Origin of the sequence: Bacillus sp. AR13-1, assembly GCF_008042285.1 — a bacterium.
In the GTDB taxonomy this organism is placed as follows: domain Bacteria; phylum Bacillota; class Bacilli; order Bacillales; family Bacillaceae_G; genus Bacillus_A; species Bacillus_A mycoides.
The window spans coordinates 35,830-37,297 of record NZ_QNUA01000045.1 but is presented as its reverse complement, the minus strand read 5'-3'; the positions used below and the strand labels follow the sequence as shown (position 1 = coordinate 37,297).

At 32.0% G+C, this 1,468-nt stretch carries 3 protein-coding genes; all 3 read right to left on the bottom strand.

Features of this window, described 5'->3' with window-relative positions; translation table 11 throughout:
• Positions 1-128, bottom strand: a 128-nt coding sequence (locus DN408_RS27345; RefSeq protein ID WP_147740460.1) for a response regulator, incomplete at its 3' end; no start/stop codon positions are given.
• A 159-nt stretch (positions 129-287) separates the two neighbouring features.
• Entirely contained in the window at positions 288-467 is a 180-nt protein-coding gene (locus tag DN408_RS27340) for a ribose ABC transporter ATP-binding protein (RefSeq protein ID WP_078179182.1), read from the bottom strand.
• Positions 468-1,263: 796 nt separating this feature from the next.
• Positions 1,264-1,468: hypothetical protein (locus tag DN408_RS32245; RefSeq protein WP_370458403.1), on the bottom strand; the 205-nt coding region annotated here is incomplete at its 5' end.

Genomic DNA, 1,468 nt, shown 5'->3' with positions numbered 1-1,468 from the left:
TCTAACAGTTGTAAAGCTTCAATAGCATCTTCAGCCTTTTGAGTTTTCAGACCTTCATTTTCCAAATAAACAGAGATAAGATTTCTAATCTCTTTATCATCATCAACAATAAGAATTTTTGACTCCATATTATTCCTCCACATTTTTTCTAATATTGAACAATTAAAGACATTTGCAGGTGAGACATGTCTATCGTCTCTTTATTGTTAACTTGCAAACGGAAAACAAGAAATAACATAATGAATATAGTGATATCAATCCCCTAATATATTGTTCAATATATACTGCTAAGCCATATTACAATTCATAAGATTCCTTCTTCTTATAATTAATTTCCCTTTTAATACACGTGTGCTTGGCCCATATTTGACAATGTAATTTACTTTCTTCAAATCAATTCCTTCAATCATTTTATCTCCAAGAAACCTTAAACTTGGAAGGGCTGCACCAACTGATTTTTGGCTCATTATATACAGAAATAAGAAAGTGAATTGTATTCATACTTAATCACCCCACTGGTAAGAATTCATACTCATACTCTAGAATCCAACCCTTAAGAAAAAGGGGCAAAAGTTCTTAAGAATTCTTAATCTTTCTACAGCAGTTTGTCTTAAAAATATATAGTCACTCTTGAAATGTCTACTATTAGCTTCTCATTGTAATAATATTTATTAATAACACCTAAAAAATAAAGTAAAGTATTAGATTCAACTTCCAATAATCCAAGAGGGAGTCCATAGTAATTTATAGAAGATTCTGGGGTAGGCATTACATTAAATAATATCGTAAAGAAATTCATAAATTTAGTAAGATATATACGCTAGCCCAAAAGGAAACTGGTGCAAATTTTCTTAGCAGATAAAAAGTTGGTATGATTGCAGATGGATTTTATGCGATCGTTAGTAATTGATGTAATTCATCGTACACTAAAAAAACGAAATTTCGTTGTTGCAAAAGGATTATGAATATCTAATCCAATTAGAAGAATACAATAATCAATTATCCGAAGTTAACTTCATACAAAACTAATAACAAGCATTAAAAAACTTTGCCTACTCTTTAAAATGGAAACATAATCTATTTATCAAGTAGTCAATAATGAATAGAAATTTTGGGGCGCTTTACAAAGAGACTCCGCCTTTTCAGCGTACAATGAATCTCAACAATTACTAGCTACTTCCTAAACATTGTTTCTCATTTATCAACCTGTTTATGCTGGTTATAAAATTTGCAACAGAATCAACAATTTCTTTATATTACTTATTAACCATTAGTTGCTGGATCTTCTCCTGTATTCCCATCATAACTTGGTTGCGTTGGCGTTCCACGACCATCCCCATTGTTTGGCGGCGCTGTATTTCCTTGACCACTACCGTTGTTTGGCGATGTTGTATTTCCTTCGCCTCTACCATTGTTTGGCGGCGCTGTATTTCCTTGACCACTACCGTTGTTTGGTGATGTTGTATTT